The following is a 16,046-nucleotide window of genomic DNA, read 5'->3' on the forward strand; positions in this document are numbered from 1 at the left end:
GGCGCGGCCGAGACCGCGCCGCCCCCTAAGGACGCGCTGGCGAGAAGAGCGATGCCGCCCTACGCCCTGCCGAGGCAGGCGGCGCCCGTCTGGCGGATGTTGGTGAGGTAGACGTTCTCGCGCCCGAAGTAGCCGGCCATATAGTCGACGTAGCCCGCGGTCTCGGCCTTGGGCAGCACGCACATGATCACGCCGGCAAATCCGCCGCCGTGCAGGCGGCATACGCCCGCGCCGATCTTGCGCAGGTAGAGCTCGGTGAGGGCAAGCGCCATCGGGATGGGCTCCTCGGCGGGCATGCCGGGGACCACGGCGTTTTGCAGCCACTCCCAGGAGCTGCGCCCGGAGGCGGTGATGAGGTCGAGCACGTGGGCCTTGTCGCCGGCGTTGATGGCCGCCTCGGCGGCCTCGACGCGACCCACCTCCTCGAAGTAGTGCAGGGCGCGCAGCACCGCGCGGTCGCCGCACTTCTCGCGCAGCTCCGCGAGGCGTGCCAGCACCGCGTCCTCGGTCGTGTCGCAGAGGTTCTTGACGCCGAGCTCGGCCGCCACGGCATGCATCTCGTTGGGGACGGAGGAGTACTCCTCGGAGAGGTCCGCGTGGCCCTTGCCGGTGTTCACGATCACGAGGTCGCAGCCCAGCTCGTCAAAGCCGAAGTCGACCCTCTCGTACTTGACGCCGTCCGAGAAGTCCAGAAGGATCGTGCCGCCCACGGCGCAGGCCATCTGGTCCATGAGGCCCGAGGCCTTGTCCCACCAGACGTTCTCGGCGTACTGTCCAATGCGGGCGTAGTCGGCGCGCTCGATGGCGTCGTCGTTGTAGAGGTGGTTGACCATCTCGCAGACGAGCATCTCGAAGGAGGCCGAGGAGCTCACGCCGGCCGACGGGATGACCTCGGAGGAGCACACGGCGTTGAAGCCGCCGATCTTGAAGCCGCGCTTGGCCGTGGCCTCGAGCATGCCGGCGACGAGCGTGGTGGAGCCGCCGCCGTGGGGGATCTGGTCGATCGCGGCCGTGTCCACGACGATGGCCTCGGGGTAGCCCTCGCTCCAGATGGTGACGATGCCGTCGTCCGTGCGCTGCGCGGCGCCGATGCTGTCCATCGTGATGGAGGCGGCGAGGATCTTGCCGCCGTTGTGGTCCGTGTGGTTGCCGATGATCTCCGTGCGCCCGGAGGCGGTGAAGAACTCGGGGTCGCCGGCGCCGAAGGCCTCATCGAAGCGCGCAGCCAGCGCCGAGAGGCGCTCGGCGGCGCGCGGCGCGTCCTCGCCGTAGACCTTGGTCAGTGCGTCGGTCGTGGGAATGCCCATGGGTGATCTCCTCTCATGCGTGGAAAAGTGACAGGCGCCTTTCCACCTAGCGCACGCCCGCGACGAAGCGCGCGAGCGCCGCCCTGCCCTGATCGTCGTCGGCGAAGACCGCGCAGTGCTCGAGCACCTGCGCGAAGACCTGGCCGATCTCCTCCTCGATGATGCCGTCGAGCGGCGCCGGGTCGGCCCCGGAGACGTTCTCCGGCGCGTACTCGGGGTGCCGCGCCAGGACCTCGGCCGCCCACGCCGCGTGGCTCGCGACCTCCGGCACCGCGGCCGGGTCCTCCCCCGCCAGGATGACCTGCTTCAGGCGGTCCATCTCGCCGAGCAGGCGCGCCGGCAGCACCGCGAGGCCCATGACCTCGATGAGGCCGATGTTCTCCTTCTTGATGTGGTGCAGCTCCTGGTGCGGGTGGAAGATGCCGAGCGGGTACTCCTCCGTCGTGCGGTTGTTGCGCAGCACGAGGTCGAGCTCGAAGCCCTCGCCGCGCCGGCGCGCGATGGGCGTGATGGTGTTGTGCGGGGTGCCGTCGGTCTCGGCGAGCACGCCCACGGAGGCGTCCGAGTAGCCGCGCCAGGCGGTGAGGATCCGGTCGGCCAGCTCCACGAGGCGCTCCGGGTCGTCGGCGTCCAGGCGGATGACCGACATCGGCCAGTCCACGATGCCCGCGCGCACGTCCTCGAAGCCCGGGAAGCCCACCTCCTCGCGCAGGCCCGCGCGCGCCATGGCGAACTCGTAGCAGCCGCCCTGGTAGTGCTCGTGGGTGAGGATGGAGCCGCCCACGATGGGCAGGTCCGCGTTGGAGCCCACGGTGTAGTGCGGGAACATCGTCACGAACTCGAGCAGGCGCTGGAACGTGGCGCGGCTGATCTGCATGGGCACGTGCTTCTCGGAGAGCACGATGCAGTGCTCGTTGTAGTAGACGTAGGGGCTGTACTGCAGGTACCACGGCTCGCCCGCCAGCGTGAGCGGGATGAGGCGGATGGTCTCGCGCGCGGGGTGGTCGAGCCTGCCGGCGTAGCCGAGGTTCTCGGGGCAGAGCTGGCAGCGCGGGTAGGGCTCGTGGTCGCTCTTCTTGGTGAGCGCGGCGGCGATGGCCTTGGGGTCCTTCTCGGGCTTGGAGAGGTTGATCGTGATGTCGAGGTCGCCGTAGCGCGTGGAGGTGACCCACTTGCGGTCGCGCGCGATGCGATAGGAGCGGATGTAGTCGGAGTCGAGCGCGAGCTGGTAGAAGTAGTCGGTCGCGCTCTTGGGGGACTCCTCGTAGCGCTCGCGGAACGTGCGGGTGACCTCGCTCGGGCGCGGGGTCACGCAGCCCATGAGGCGCGTGTCCAGAAGGTCGCGGCTCGCGATGCCGGCGTCGCAGACGCCGCGGGCCACGGCGTCGTCGAGCAGGCCCGCGAGGATCTCCTCGAGCGGCGGCAGCTCCCCGGACGCCGCGACGGCCTCCACGGCCTCGCGCGGGACGTACGAGCCCTCGGGCTCGTAGGAGAGCGCGTCGAGCATGAGGTTGGCGGCATAGGTGACGTCGTCCTGCCCGATGAGGCCCCGGCCGAGGGCGTAGGCGACGAGCTCGGCCACGCCCCTCTCGACGGCGCCTGCCTGGTAGTTGTCCATATTCCTGGGCTCCCTTCTCCGTGGGCTCCCCCCGAACCCCGCGTTCAAAAACAGACCTTTGGGAACGATACCGCAGTTGGGGCCTGGCGGGACCCACTCCCGTGAGCGGCGCAGCGGGCGGCACGCCCCGGCGGGGTCACAAGGGGCCGGCCGAGCATGCCCGGGCGCACGGCTCCTCTCGCCCGCCAGCGCTTTCCGTGCGCAGGGGCATGCTCGGGCCCGGGGCGCGGCCGCGGGGCGTCGCGAGTCCCCCGCGGGCCGGACGTGCGGGGGGCTCGCGACGGTCCTTCTCGCCAAAGCGTCGCCGGGGCCCCGCGCACGGGCCGTGCGGGGCTCCGGCGACGCCTCCCTCGGCCGACGGCCCAACAGGCGAGAAGGGCCACGGGGCGAGAAGAACGGCGAGCGGCGCAAATCCGCCCGCGAGCGGAAATCTCCGGTTCTTCTCCCCCGGCGGCGCAAGGTGCGCTATAGTTGCGCTCAAGCCGATTGGAAACGTTTCCAACCCATCCGCTCCCTCCTCTTCCCTTCCTGCTAGAATGGTTTGGAAACGTTTCCAATCGGCTCCGGGCACAAGGCGTCGGGGCGAAGGCAGGTGAGCCATGGACATCAGGGACATCGCGGGGCGCTCGGGCTACGGCGTCGGCACGGTCTCGCGCGTCATCAACGGACAGCCCAACGTGAGCGACCGCGCCCGCAAGCGCATCCTGGCCGTGATGGCCGAGTGCGGCTACGAGCCCAACTCCAACGCGCGCTACCTCAAGATGCGCTCCCAGACGCCCGTGGCGGTCTTTGTGATGGGCGTCGGCAACCGCATGTTCGACGACATCCTCGGGCCCCTGCAGGCGGCCCTCGCCCGCGAGGAGGAGGAGATCGTCGTCACCTACCTCACGGGCGAGGTCAACGAGGTCAGGGCCGCCATCGACTACCAGCACGCGCGCCACCCCAAGGGGATGGTCTTCCTCGGCGGCGAGCTCGAGAGCTTCCGCGCCTCGTTTCACGAGGTGGAGACGCCGAGCGTCCTTGTGACGGCGAGCGCCGAGGGCCTTGGCTTCGCCAACCTCTCGAGCGTCACCATCGACAACGAGGCGGCCGCGCGCCGGGCCGTGGGGCACCTGCTCGAGCGCGGGCACCGGCGCATCGGGATCGTCGGCGGCAACCGCCTTGGCGGCCAGATCGGCGAGCTGCGCCTGCGCGGCGCCGACGATGCCCTGCGCGCGCACGGCATCGAGCTCGACTACGAGCGCGACTACGAGCCCTGCGACTTCATCGAGCGGGCCGGCTACGAGGCCACGCGCCGGCTCCTCGCCCGCGCGGGGGACCTCACCGCCGTCTTCGCCCTCGGCGACGTCGTCGCCTTCGGCGCGCTGCGCGCCATCGTGGACCAGGGGCTCGGCGTCCCCGAGGACGTCTCGCTCGTGGGCTTTGACGACACCGCCTTCTCCCAGTACGCCGTCCCGCGCATCACGACGATCCGCCAGGACGCCGAGCGCCTCGCCGAGCGCGCCGCGCGCCTCCTGCTGGGCGCCATGCGCGACGGCTCCCCGGCAACCCACGAGCTCGTGGACTTCGAGCTCGTCGAGCGAGAGAGCGTCCGCTCCCTCTGAGCGCAGCGGCCGGCGGGACCGTCCCGCCGAGAAAGGAGGACGCATGAGAACCTCGGGCATCCTCATGCCCATCACGTCGCTCCCCTCCCCCTGGGGGGTGGGCACCATGGGCGGCGAGGCGCGGGCCTTCGTCGACTTCCTGGCGCGCGCCGGCGTGTCAATCTGGCAGGTGCTGCCCATCGTGCCCACGAGCTACGGGGACTCGCCCTACCAGTCCTTCTCGACCTACGCCGGCAACCCCTACCTCATCGACCTCGACGACCTCGCCGCCGAGGGCCTGCTCGAGCGCAACGAGTACGCGGGCGCGGACTGGGGGCGCGACCCGGAGCGCGTGGACTACGGCGCCCTCTACCGCGGCCGCTTCGACGTGCTGCGCCGCGCGGTGCGGCGCCTGCGCGACGCGCAGCCGGAGGCGCTCGCCCGCTTCTGCGAGCGCGAGGCCGCCTGGCTCGACGACTACGCCCTCTTCATGGCCCTCAAGGACCGCCACCACGGCGCCCCCTGGTCCACCTGGGCGGACCCCCTGCGCCTGCGCCGCACAGACGCGCTCGCCCGGGCGCGCGAGGAGCTCGCCGAGGACGTCGCGTTCTGGCAGGGCGTCCAGTGCCTGTTCTTCGAGCAGTGGGGGCGGCTGCACGACTACGCGCGCGCCGCGGGCGTGCGCATCATGGGCGACCTCCCCTTCTACGTGGCCGAGGACAGCGCGGACGTCTGGAGCCGCCCCGAGCAGTTCCAGCTCGACGCCGACCTCAGGCCCACCGAGACCGCCGGCGTGCCGCCCGACGGCTTCTCCGACATCGGCCAGCTCTGGGGCAACCCGCTCTTTGCCTGGGACCGCATGAGGGCGGACGGCTACGACTGGTGGTGCCGCCGCATCGCCTTCCAGCTCAGGCTCTACGACATCCTGCGCATCGACCACTTCCGCGGGTTCGACTCCTACTTCGCCATCCCCGCGGGCGCCACGACGGCGGCGGGCGGGCGCTGGAGAAACGGCCCGGGGATCGACCTCTTCCGAGCGCTGGAGCAGCGGCTCGGGCGCTGCGACATCGTGGCGGAGGACCTCGGCTACCTCACCCCCTCGGTGCACCGCCTGCTCGAGGAGTCGGGCTTCCCCGGGATGAAGGTCCTCGAGTTCGCCTTCGACACGCGCGACGGCTCGGGCGCCACGTACCTGCCCTTCGCCTACCCCACCAACTGCATCGCCTACGTGGGCACGCACGACAACGACACCGCGCTCGGCTGGCTTGAGACGGCGCCGGCCGGCGACGTGGCCCTCGCCCGCGAGTACCTGCACCTCGACCCAGCCGAGGGCGAGGGCTGGGGCATGATGCGCGCCATCTGGGCGAGCGCCGCGGACACCGCCGTGGTGCAGATGCAGGACCTGCTGGGCCTCGGCAGCGAGGCGCGGATCAACACCCCCTCCACCCTCGGCGGCAACTGGGTCTGGCGGGCGCGCCCGGGGTTCGCGAGCCGGGAGCTCGCCCAGCGCGTGCACCGGCAGATGGAGCTCTACCGCCGCCTGCCGCCCATCAAGGTCGTCCCCGACGAGTGCATGCGTGGGGCCGGCGGAATCTGGTGACGACCGCGCAGAGGTGCCGGTCACTTTTGCACGCCCAAGAAGAACGAGGAGGACCACGATGGACATCGAGAAGAACCTGGACCAGACGCTCGCCGAGCTGGGCACCACGCTCGATGAGGCAACGAACGCGCAGATCTTCTGCGCCCTGCTGCGCCTGGTGCGCGACCTGGAGACGGGCATGCGGCCGGCGGCGGGAGACCGCAAGCTCTACTACTTCTCCGCCGAGTTTTTGGTGGGGCGGCTCCTGCGCGCCAACCTCGTGAACCTCGGCCTGGTGGACGAGGTGGAGCGGATCCTCGCGGCGCACGGCACCACGCTCGCCGCCGTGGAGGACTGCGAGCCGGAGCCCTCGCTCGGCAACGGCGGCCTGGGCAGGCTCGCCGCGTGCTTCCTCGACTCCATCGCCTCGCTCGGGCTCCCCGGCGACGGCGTGGGCCTCAACTACCACTACGGCCTCTTCCGCCAGGACCTCGCCGCCGGCGTCCAGCGCGAGGAGCCCAACCCCTGGATCGAGCCCGAGTCCTGGCTGATCGACACCGGGCGCAGCTTCGAGGTGCCCTTCGGCTTTGGACCCCTCGCCGCGCAGATGTACGACATCGAGGTCCCCGGCTACGAGAACGGCGTGGTCAACCGCCTGCACCTCTTCGACGTGAGCGAGCCGGCGCCCGCCCCCGAGCACGGCATCGCCTTCGACAAGGGCGACGTGCGCCACGGCCTCACGAGCTTCCTCTACCCGGACGACTCCGACGAGGCGGGCCGGCTCCTGCGCGTCTACCAGCAGTACTTCATGGTGTCCGCCGGCGCGCAGCTCATCCTGGCCGAGCTCTCCGAGCGCGGGTTTTCGCCCGAGGAGCTCGACGCCCATGTGGCGATCCACATCAACGACACCCACCCCTCGATGGTCATCCCCGAGATGGTGCGCCTGCTCATGGAGCGCGGCATCGCCTTCGCGGACGCGGCCGCCATCGTGGAGCGCACCTGCGGCTACACCAACCACACCATCCTCGCCGAGGCGCTCGAGACCTGGCCCCTGCACTACCTCGAGCAGGTGGCGCCCGGCATCGTGCCCGTGATCCGCCAGCTGGACGCGCTCGCGCGCACCCGCACGGACGACCGTCGCCTGGCCGTGATCGACGACGGCGACGTCGTCCACATGGCCAGCATGGACGTGCACTTCAGCCACGCGGTGAACGGGGTGGCGGCGCTCCACACGCAGATTCTCGTGGAGTCCGAGATGCGCCCCTTCGCCGAGCTCTACCCCGAGAAGTTCTCCAACAAGACGAACGGCATCACGTTCCGCCGCTGGCTCATGGGCTGCAACCCGGCGCTGGCCGCGCTCGTGACCGACGCCATCGGCGACGCCTGGAAGCGCGACGCCGCCCGGCTCGAGGACCTTCTCGCCCTGCGCGATGACGCCGCCTTCGTGCGGAGCCTCCTCGACGTCAAGGTGGCCAACAAGAGGCGCCTGGCCGCGTGGCTCTCCGCCGAGCAGGGCATCCAGGTGGACCCGCACTCGGTCCTCGACATCCAGGTCAAGCGCATGCACCAGTACAAGCGCCAGCAGATGAACGCCCTCTACGCCATCTGGAAGTACCTCCAGATCAAGCGCGGGAACGTCCCCGCCCGCCCGGTCACGATGGTCTTCGGCGCCAAGGCGGCGCCGGCCTACACGCTCGCCAAGGACACGATCGCGCTCCTGCTGGCGCTCGCACGCCTCATCGCGGACGACCCCGAGGTCGCGCCGTGGCTCTCGCTCGTCTTCGTGGAGAACTACAACGTCACGGCCGCCGAGCACCTCATCCCCGCGGCCGACGTGTCCGAGCAAATCTCACTCGCGTCCAAGGAGGCGAGCGGCACCTCCAACATGAAGTTCATGGCCAACGGCGCGCTCACGCTGGGCACCCTCGACGGCGCCAACGTGGAAATCGCGGAGCTCGTGGGACGCGAGAACATCTACCTCTTCGGGCGCTCCTCCGAGGACGTGATCGGCCTCTACGCGCGCGGCGACTACCGGCCCTGGGACCTCTGGCAGGCGGACGGCGAGCTTGCCGAGGTGCTTGACTTCATCTGCTCCCCGGAGCTGCTCGCCCGCGGCGACGCGGGATGCCTCACCCGCGTCTACCGGGACTTCGTCGCCAAGGACTACTTCATGGCCCTGCTCGACGCGCGCGACTACGTGGGCGTCAAGGAGCGCTGCCTCGCCGACTACGAGGACCGCGCCGCCTGGGGCGAGAGGGCCCTCGTGAACGTGGCCAAGTCCGGGTTCTTCTCGTCCGACCGCACCATCCGCGAGTACGACCGCGACATCTGGCACCTCGCATGAATCATGACAAACGACCCTGTCACCCTTGTCAGGAAAGGAGCATGGAGATGACCGTCATCAACGGGAGCGAGGAGTGGTGGAAGCAGGCCGTGGTGTACCAGGTGTACCCCCGGAGCTTCTATGACGCCAACGGCGACGGCCTCGGCGACATCCAGGGCGTCACCGCCCACATGGACTACCTGCGCGCCCTGGGAATCAACGCCATCTGGCTCTCCCCGTTCTACCCCTCCCCGCTCGCCGACGGCGGCTACGACGTGGCCGACTACCGCAACGTTGACCCGCGCCTGGGGACGCTCGAGGACTTCGACGCGATGGCCGCCGCGGCCCACGCCGCGGGCATCAAGGTGATCGTGGACATCGTGCCCAACCACACCTCGACCGAGCACCCCTGGTTCAAGGAGGCGCTCGCCGCCGGCCCCGGCTCGCCCGAGCGCGACCGCTACGTCTTCCGCCCCGGCCGCGGCGAGCACGGCGAGCTGCCCCCCAACGGCTGGAGGTCCACCTTCGGCGGCCCCGCCTGGGAGCCCGTGGGCGACGGCGAGTGGTACCTGCACCTCTTTGCCGTGGAGCAGGCCGACCTCAACTGGAAGAACGCCGACGTCCACGAGGACTTCAAGCGGACGCTGCGCTTCTGGAGCGACCGCGGGGCGGACGGCTTCCGCGTCGACGTGGCGCACGCGCTGGCCAAGGACCTCGACAGCCGTCCGCTCGCCGACTGGCCGGACGACCCCGACCAGGGCGAGCCCGGCGACGAGAACCCGCTCTGGGACCGCCCCGAGGTCCACGAGATCTACCGCGAGTGGCGCCAGGTCTTCAACGAGTACGAGCCCGCCCGCTTTGCCGTGGCCGAGGCGTGGGTCGTCCCCGAGCACCAGTGGATGTACGCCTCCCCCGAGGAGCTGGGGCAGGTCTTCAACTTCCAGCTCTCCAACGCCGGGTGGTTTGCCGACGAGTTCCGCCGCGCCATCGAGAAGGGCCTCGCGGCGGCCGAGCAGTCCGGCTCCACCACCACGTGGGTCCTCTCCAACCACGACATGCCGCGCCACCCCACGCGCTACGGCCTGCCGCAGGTCCGCTCCGCGGTGCACCACCAGCTCGTGAACGACTGGCTGCTCCGCGACGGCAAGACCTACTACGAGGACCGCGACCTCGGCACCCGCCGCGCCCGCGCCGCGCTTCTCATGGAGCTGGGCCTTCCCGGCTCGGTCTACCTCTACCAGGGCGAGGAGCTGGGGCTCTTTGAGGTGGCCGACATCCCCTGGGGCGCGCTTGAGGACCCCGAGGCGGCCATGACGAGCCACGGCGACGCCATCAAGGGCCGCGACGGCTGCCGCGTGCCGCTGCCGTGGAGGGCCGTCGACGAGTCGGGCGACTTCGGCTTCTCCGCGCCGGTGGACCACGCGCCGGCGCACCTGCCCCAGCCCGCGTGGTTCGCGCAGCACGCCGTGGACGTGGAGGAGACCGAGAAGGACTCCATGCTCAAGTTCTACCGCCGCGCGCTCGCCGCGCGCGCCGAGCTGCTCACGGCCACCGGCGACACCTCGCTCACCTGGGCCGACGGCTATGACAACCAGGTCATCGCCTACGAGCGCCCCATGGCCGACGGCCGGGTGCTCACGAGCGTGACCAACTTCGGCGCCTCCGCCGTGGCGCTGCCCGCAGGCGAGGTCCTTCTCGCCAGCGCCCCGCTCGCGGACGGCGGCCTGCCCACCGACGCCACCGCCTGGGTCGCGCGGTAGCGCCTCTCCCGCAAGCCCCCTGCCGGGCCCCGGACGCCCTTGCCGAGAAGGGCGCCGGGGCCCGGCCTTCCCGTGCGCGCCGCCAGGCCGAGGCGTGCCGCCACGAGACATGCTCCACCACGAAAGACCCCCGCCACGAGGCCCCTGCCACGAAAGGCCCGCCATTGGGTATATGACAGCCCTCGCGTCGCCGCGAAGGCCTCCCCTGCGGGAAACTCCCCGCGACTGGGTGGCATCCTTGATGCTGGGTCGGCCCCGCAAGGCCATACGGGCCGCACGCAGGTCTTTCTCGCCACGTTCTTCATGCGACTGGGTGGCATCCTTGATGCCCGGAGGGACATTGCATCAAGGATGCCACCCAGTCGCGGCAGGTTTTGGCGACGCAGCGAGAGCGGCGAGAAGAACGTGGGGCCGGAGGTGTGCTGACAAAGGGGCCGGGGTCGTTTGTCATGAAAAACATGACAAACGACCCCGGCACTCTTGTCAGGTCAGGACTAGTCCACGCGCTCGAAGCGGTACATGAAGTTCTCGTACGGTGAGTTGGGCACCGTGAGCGGCAGGCCCATGTCCATGAGGGCGTCCGCGGAGAACTCGAGCCCGTTGCTCACCATACGGTACGTCGCGCCCGGCGTGAGGCCGCGCGGGACCACGTAGTTGGCCTTGGCGTAGCCGTCCACGCGCGTGACCACGGCGCAGACGAGGGCCTCGGAGCCGTCCTCGGAGACGAACTCCCACGCCGCCACGTCGGAGTACTTGGGGGCGGAAAGGCGGTAGAAGAGGCCCTTGCGGACGAGGTGCTCGATGTCGCGATAGGTCTTGACCTGCGTGCGGATGATCTCGCAGGCGCGGTCGGGCAGGTCCATGAGGTCGAGCTCGTAGCCGAAGGCGCCGCCCGCCATGGCCACGGTGCCGCGCGCGCCCAGGGGCACCGTGCGACCGGTGATCTCGTTGGGGCAGGCGGAGACGTGCGCGCCCACCGCCGAGCACGGGTAGCCGAAGGAGGTGCCGTACTGGATCTCCAGGCGGTTGCGGGCGTCGGTGTTGTCGGACGTCCAGATCTGCGGCGTGTAGTAGAGCATGCCGGCGTCAAAGCGGCCGCCGCCCGCGGAGCATCCCTCGATGAGCAGCTCCGGGTAGCGCGTGCGGACGCGCTCGAGCAGGTCGTAGAGGCCGATCATGTAGTCGTAGAGGACCTTGCCCTGGTCGGTGGCCACGCGGGAGTGCACGTCCACGATCGAGCGGTTGTAGTCCCACTTGACGTACTCGATGCCGCCCTGGTCGAGCACGGCGCAGAGCTGCTCGAAGAGGTTGTCGCGCACGTCGGCGCGCGAGAGGTCCAAGACGAGCTGGTCGCGGCCGAGCACGGGGGCCTTGCCCGGGATGGCGAGCGCCCAGTCGGGGTGCTCGCGGAAGAGGTCGGAGTCCTCGTTCACCATCTCGGGCTCGACCCAGATGCCAAAGCCCAGGCCCACCTCGTTCACGCGGCGCGCGAGGTCCGCCACGGAGCCGCCGAGCTTCTCCATGTTGGGCTTCCAGTCGCCGAGGCCGCGGTGGTCGTCGTTGCGGGCGCCGAACCAGCCGTCGTCCATGACGAGCATGTCGAGCCCGAGGTCGGCCGCCTTCTTGGCCAGCTCCACGAGCTTGTCGCCCGTGAAGTCGAAGTAGCAGGCCTCCCAGGAGTTGATGAGCACGGGGCGCGGGAAGTCGCGCCAGGGGCCGCGGCACACGCGCTCGCGGATGCAGCGGTGCAGGTTGTGCGAGATCTTCTCGAGGCCCGCCTCGGAGTAGGTCATGATGACCTCGGGCGCCACGAGCTGCTCGCCGGGCTCGAGCGGGTAGGAGAAGAGGTCGGAGGCCAGGCCCATCTGCATGCGGGTCTGCTCGTACTGGTCGCGCTCGACCTCGGCGAGGAAGCTGCCGCTGTAGACGAAGCTCATGGACCAGGCGCGGCCGGAGGTCTCGGTGGCGGCGTGGTCGCACAGGACCATCACCGGGTTGTACTGGTTGGAGGACATGCCGCGGCGGCTGCCCACGCTGAAGGAGCCGTTGCCCACGGCGTGGCGAGAAGGACGGCGCTCCATCGCGTGGCGGCCATCGAAGGTGATGACGTCGAAGTCGCCGGTCACGAAGTCGAGGCAGGCCGTCTGGGCCTTCTCCACCGTAAGGCGACCCTCGCCGACGTTTCTGATGACGGCGGCGCGGGTGATGACGTCGCAGGCGGGCATGACGCCGTAGAGGAGCTCGACCTCGAGGCCGATCCGCTCGTCGGCGAGGGTGATCGAGAGGGTCTGCGCACCGTCCTTCTCGCCCTCGTCGTAGACGGCGGGCAGGCCCGGCAGGCCGTACTTGCCGTCGCGCAGCTCGTGGGACTTGTAGCGCAGGTCGCACCCGAAGGTGCCGTCGGCGCCGCGCACCATGAGGAGCGGGCTTCGCATGTCGCCGGCGCCCTGGAAGGGGTACTCCTGCGGCAGGACGTCGAGCGAGTAGGTGCGGTCCGCCACGTCGTGCGGGCAGCCGCACATGCCGCTGCGGTCAGCGTAGGTGATGAGGTAGGACGTGTTGGCGGACGTCTTGGCGCCGTAGTAGAGATGGAGCAGGTAGCCGTGTTCGTCGACCCGCATCTGGTAGGTCGTCCGCTCGGTCGAGAGCGTGAAGATGCGCTCGGGGGCATCGTACGAAAGGGGCATGTGGCTCCTCGCTTTCTCTCATCGCATAAAAGTTCGGGCAGAGTGTAGCGCATGGCGCGAGGTCTTGGAATCGGTTCAGGGGACGCCCGGAACCCATCACAAAATGCATGGATTCCGGGCGCCAGGGGGAACGTTTCGTTACCCGCTCAGGGGAGCTGGGCTACTTCACGGCACCGTTGGTGACGCCGCCGATGATCTGCTTCTGCGCGATGATGTAGAAGATGATCATGGGGAGCATGGCCAGCAGGTAGGACGCGAAGGCCAGGTTGTAGTTCGTGGCGAAGGCCGTCTGGAAGTTCATCTGCGCGAGGGGCAGGGTGTTGACGCCCGAGCCGCCCATGATGACGAGCGGGGTCATGACGTCGTTCCACACGGCGAGGCCGGTGATGACGGCGACGGTGGCGTGCATGGGCTTCATGAGCGGGAAGATGACCTTCCAGTAGGTGGTCCAGGTGGAGGCGCCGTCCACGCGGGCGGCCTCCTCGAGGGCCGTGGGGATGTTCCTCAGGTAGCCCGTGTAGAGCATCATGTTCATCGGCATGTAGAACACGACGTAGAGGACCATGACGCCGACCATGTTGTCCAGGTGCAGGATGGCGGTCTGCTTGACGAGCGGCATCATCAGGATGGCGAAGGGCACGTACATGCCGGCCACGATGAAGTAGTAGGACGCCTTGAAGAGCTTCTTGGAGTCCATGTTGCGCCCGATCGCGTAGGCGGCGAGGCTGTGGACCAGGACGGAGATCACGACGGCCGCCACGGTGATGATGAGCGAGTTGAGGAACGAGTTGAAGAAGTCGGTAACCTGGATGGCCTCGATGAAGTTGTCAAGGGACCACGTGGAGGGCAGCGACAGGATGCCCGCGATGTCGTTGGTCATCTCGGAGGGGTCCTTGAAGGCGATGACCACGGCCATGTAGAGCGGGAAGATGATGGTGATGAGGCCGATGATGAGCAGGATGGTGATGGGCCAGTTGACCCGCTCCTTGACCTTGGTAGGAACAGTGTTGTTAGCCATTAGAGCTGCTCCTCCTTACTGTTCAGGAACTTGGTCTGGGCGATGGAGATCACGGCGATGACGATGAAGAAGATGACGGCGTTGGCGCACTGGAAGCCAAACTGGCTGTTGTTGAGGCCGTTCTGGTAGATGAGGTACGAAATGGACTCAGTGGACTGCGCCGGGCCGCCGGAGGTCATTGCCACGATCTGGTCGAAGGTCATGAGCATGTCCTTCATGACGAGGACCATGTTCGTGGTGATGGACGGCATGATGAGCGGGAAGGTCAGGTAGCGGAACTTGTCCCAGCCGGTCGCGCCGTCGAGCGCGCCCGCCTCGTAGACGTCCTCGGGAACGGAGGAGAGGCCGGTGATGTAGATGATCGTGGTCTGCGCGCAGGCCTGCCAGACGAGGACCACGACGATGGCCACCCACGCCCACTCCTTGCTCGCCAGCATCGACTCGGTGCCGGTGATGGCCGGGACGATGTAGGTGAAGAAGTAGCTGAACACGTAGCCGACGACGAGGCCGCCGAGGATGCGGGGCACGAAGTAGATGCCGCGCAGGGCGCTCTTGAACTTGATCTTGCTCGAGAGGCCGATGGCCAGCATGAGCGAGATCACGTTGACGAGGATCGTGGAGACCACGGAGATCTTGAACGTGAACAGGTACGAGTTGCCCACGCGGGCGTCCTGGAACAGGTCGATGTAGTTCTGCACGCCCACGATCTCGAAGGCGCCGTAGCCCTTGGAGTCGGTGAAGCTGTAGAAGAAGCCCGTGAGCAGCGGAATCGTGTTGAACGCGATGAACAGGACGAGCACCGGAATCAGGATTGCGAGGAAGGTGCGGTTCCTGTCAGAGCCCGCCTTTGAAGCGGCGATACTTGCCATGTGTCTCCCTCCTTATCCCTGAGTCGCCATGTACTCCGCGTACTTGCGGATGACGGTCTTGTTGTAGCGCTGCCAGAGGTTGTCCCAGTTGGCGAGGAACGCGTCGACGTCCTTGTCGAGGAGGAACGCCTGGAGCTGGGCGTCGCAGGCCATGCCCGAGGGGTACGAGTGGTCGGGGTAGTCGATGACCTTGCCCTCGTCCAGGAAGTCCTGGATGTCGTCGAACAGCGGGTCGAGCGTGAAGTCGCCCTCGATGCAGGGGATGGCCTTCTGGTCGTCGCAGTAGGTCTGGAGGTTCTGCGGCTCGTTGAGGAAGTCGATGACCTCGTAGATCTGGTCGCGGTGCTCCTCCTTGGCGGCCAGCATGTTCCAGCAGAGGTCCACGCCGGAGACGATGATGCGGTCGTCGGGGTTGTCGCAGGCGGGCATGGCAAACAGGCCGATGTTCATCTCCGGGTTGGCGGAGAGGATCTGCGGCACGGCGAAGGAGCCGCAGGGGAACATCGCGGACTGGCCGCGCGCGAAGGCGGTGCAGGCGTCCTCGTAGCTGTAGGCCATCGGACCGTCCTCGGCGTAGTCGAGGAGCTTGAGGAGCTTCTCGGCCGGCTCGCGGTAGTAGTCCGCGAACTTGGCCTCGCCGGCGTTGACCTTGCGGATGTGGTCGGACGGGACCAGCTCGACGAGCATGGAGTTCCACGGCGAGAGGATCGTCCAGGTGTCGAGGAAACCAAGGTAGAGCGGCAGGACCTCGCCCTCGGCCTTGATCGTCTCGCAGAGGTCGATGAACTCGTCCCAGGTCTCCGGGAGGTCCCAGCCCTTCTCGGCGAACATGTCCTTGTTGTAGAGCATGCCCGCGGCGTTGGCGATGTAGGGAACGCCGTAGATGCCGTCCATCGGGACGTAGGTGACGCTCTTCATGATCTCCTGGTAGGCCGGCTGGACCTTCTCCATCCCGGGGTAGCCGGAGACGTCGGCCAGGATGTTGGAGTCCACGAAGTCCGCGTAGGAGGCGTCGCCGCCGATGGCCACGACGTCAGGGTAGTCCTCGCGGACGAAGCGCGTCTTCATGATGGTGACGGCGTCGTTGGGGCTCGTGAAGTTGAGGTAGATGTGATCGTTGGACTCGTTGAACTTGGCCATGAGCGCCTCGAAGATGCTCACTGCCTCGCGCTTGTACGAGACGAACTCGATCTCGGTCTTTCCGTCGGAGCGCTCCCCATCGCAGCCCGTGAGCGCAAGTCCTGCGGCGACCGCGCCCGAGAGCCCGATGAACGAGCGACGTGTGAGTGCTCTTTTCTGCAT

10 protein-coding genes are annotated in these 16,046 nt (G+C 68.5%); 4 read left to right on the top strand and 6 right to left on the bottom strand.

What is annotated here, in order from left to right; translation table 11 throughout:
- Positions 1-59: 59 nt before the first annotated feature.
- Together H6A23_RS02955 and H6A23_RS02960 are read right to left on the bottom strand one after the other, a co-directional pair.
- The gene (locus H6A23_RS02955) at positions 60-1,307 is read right to left on the bottom strand and encodes a galactokinase (RefSeq protein ID WP_204830712.1); all 1,248 of its coding nucleotides are present in this window, start codon (positions 1,305-1,307) and stop codon (positions 60-62) included.
- A 46-nt stretch (positions 1,308-1,353) separates the two neighbouring features.
- Positions 1,354-2,925, bottom strand: coding sequence for a UDP-glucose--hexose-1-phosphate uridylyltransferase (locus H6A23_RS02960; RefSeq protein ID WP_204830713.1), 1,572 nt, complete (start codon positions 2,923-2,925; stop codon positions 1,354-1,356).
- A gap of 599 nt (positions 2,926-3,524) precedes the next feature.
- On the opposite strand from H6A23_RS02960, the gene H6A23_RS02965 reads away from it, so the two are divergent.
- Genes H6A23_RS02965 through H6A23_RS02980 form a run of 4 tightly spaced genes read left to right on the top strand, consistent with a single transcriptional unit; the run spans position 3,525 to position 10,170 of the window.
- The gene (locus H6A23_RS02965; protein ID WP_204830714.1) at positions 3,525-4,529 is read left to right on the top strand and encodes a LacI family DNA-binding transcriptional regulator; all 1,005 of its coding nucleotides are present in this window, start codon (positions 3,525-3,527) and stop codon (positions 4,527-4,529) included.
- Positions 4,530-4,572: 43 nt separating this feature from the next.
- Positions 4,573-6,108 (top strand): 4-alpha-glucanotransferase, encoded by a 1,536-nt coding sequence (malQ, locus tag H6A23_RS02970; protein WP_204830715.1) that lies wholly within the window; start codon positions 4,573-4,575, stop codon positions 6,106-6,108.
- A 58-nt stretch (positions 6,109-6,166) separates the two neighbouring features.
- Positions 6,167-8,431 carry a glycogen/starch/alpha-glucan phosphorylase gene (locus tag H6A23_RS02975; RefSeq protein ID WP_204830716.1) on the top strand — a complete coding sequence of 755 codons (2,265 nt, stop codon included), beginning with the start codon at positions 6,167-6,169 and terminating at the stop codon, positions 8,429-8,431.
- Between the two features lie 47 nt (positions 8,432-8,478).
- Positions 8,479-10,170 carry a glycoside hydrolase family 13 protein gene (locus H6A23_RS02980; protein ID WP_204830717.1) on the top strand — a complete coding sequence of 564 codons (1,692 nt, stop codon included), beginning with the start codon at positions 8,479-8,481 and terminating at the stop codon, positions 10,168-10,170.
- Between the two features lie 494 nt (positions 10,171-10,664).
- Here the strand turns inward: H6A23_RS02980 and H6A23_RS02985 are convergent, their stop codons facing one another.
- The 4 genes from H6A23_RS02985 to H6A23_RS03000 all read right to left on the bottom strand — a co-directional run bounded on the left by H6A23_RS02985 (position 10,665) and on the right by H6A23_RS03000 (position 16,046).
- Positions 10,665-12,857 (bottom strand): alpha-galactosidase, encoded by a 2,193-nt coding sequence (locus tag H6A23_RS02985; protein WP_204830718.1) that lies wholly within the window; start codon positions 12,855-12,857, stop codon positions 10,665-10,667.
- A gap of 160 nt (positions 12,858-13,017) precedes the next feature.
- The gene (locus tag H6A23_RS02990) at positions 13,018-13,875 is read right to left on the bottom strand and encodes a carbohydrate ABC transporter permease (RefSeq protein WP_087322930.1); all 858 of its coding nucleotides are present in this window, start codon (positions 13,873-13,875) and stop codon (positions 13,018-13,020) included.
- On the bottom strand, positions 13,875-14,744 hold the full coding sequence (locus tag H6A23_RS02995; RefSeq protein WP_087322934.1) for a carbohydrate ABC transporter permease: 870 nt from the start codon (positions 14,742-14,744) through the stop codon (positions 13,875-13,877). The genes H6A23_RS02990 and H6A23_RS02995 overlap by 1 nt, the downstream gene beginning before the upstream one ends.
- Before the next feature lie 12 nt (positions 14,745-14,756).
- On the bottom strand, positions 14,757-16,046 hold the full coding sequence (locus tag H6A23_RS03000; RefSeq protein WP_204830719.1) for an ABC transporter substrate-binding protein: 1,290 nt from the start codon (positions 16,044-16,046) through the stop codon (positions 14,757-14,759).

It is taken from the genome of Olsenella uli (genome assembly GCF_016900775.1).
In the GTDB taxonomy this organism is placed as follows: Bacteria; Actinomycetota; Coriobacteriia; order Coriobacteriales; family Atopobiaceae; genus Thermophilibacter; species Thermophilibacter uli_A.

Excerpts from the sequence above, each read along its gene's own strand:
- H6A23_RS02955 (WP_204830712.1), bottom strand. The coding sequence starts at position 1,307 with ATGGGCATTCCCACGACCGACGCACTGACCAAGGTCTACGGCGAGGAC.
- H6A23_RS02960 (WP_204830713.1), bottom strand. The coding sequence starts at position 2,925 with ATGGACAACTACCAGGCAGGCGCCGTCGAGAGGGGCGTGGCCGAGCTC.
- H6A23_RS02965 (WP_204830714.1), top strand. The coding sequence starts at position 3,525 with ATGGACATCAGGGACATCGCGGGGCGCTCGGGCTACGGCGTCGGCACG.
- malQ (WP_204830715.1), top strand. The coding sequence starts at position 4,573 with ATGAGAACCTCGGGCATCCTCATGCCCATCACGTCGCTCCCCTCCCCC.
- H6A23_RS02975 (WP_204830716.1), top strand. The coding sequence starts at position 6,167 with ATGGACATCGAGAAGAACCTGGACCAGACGCTCGCCGAGCTGGGCACC.
- H6A23_RS02980 (WP_204830717.1), top strand. The coding sequence starts at position 8,479 with ATGACCGTCATCAACGGGAGCGAGGAGTGGTGGAAGCAGGCCGTGGTG.
- H6A23_RS02985 (WP_204830718.1), bottom strand. The coding sequence starts at position 12,857 with ATGCCCCTTTCGTACGATGCCCCCGAGCGCATCTTCACGCTCTCGACC.
- H6A23_RS02990 (WP_087322930.1), bottom strand. The coding sequence starts at position 13,875 with ATGGCTAACAACACTGTTCCTACCAAGGTCAAGGAGCGGGTCAACTGG.
- H6A23_RS02995 (WP_087322934.1), bottom strand. The coding sequence starts at position 14,744 with ATGGCAAGTATCGCCGCTTCAAAGGCGGGCTCTGACAGGAACCGCACC.
- H6A23_RS03000 (WP_204830719.1), bottom strand. The coding sequence starts at position 16,046 with ATGCAGAAAAGAGCACTCACACGTCGCTCGTTCATCGGGCTCTCGGGC.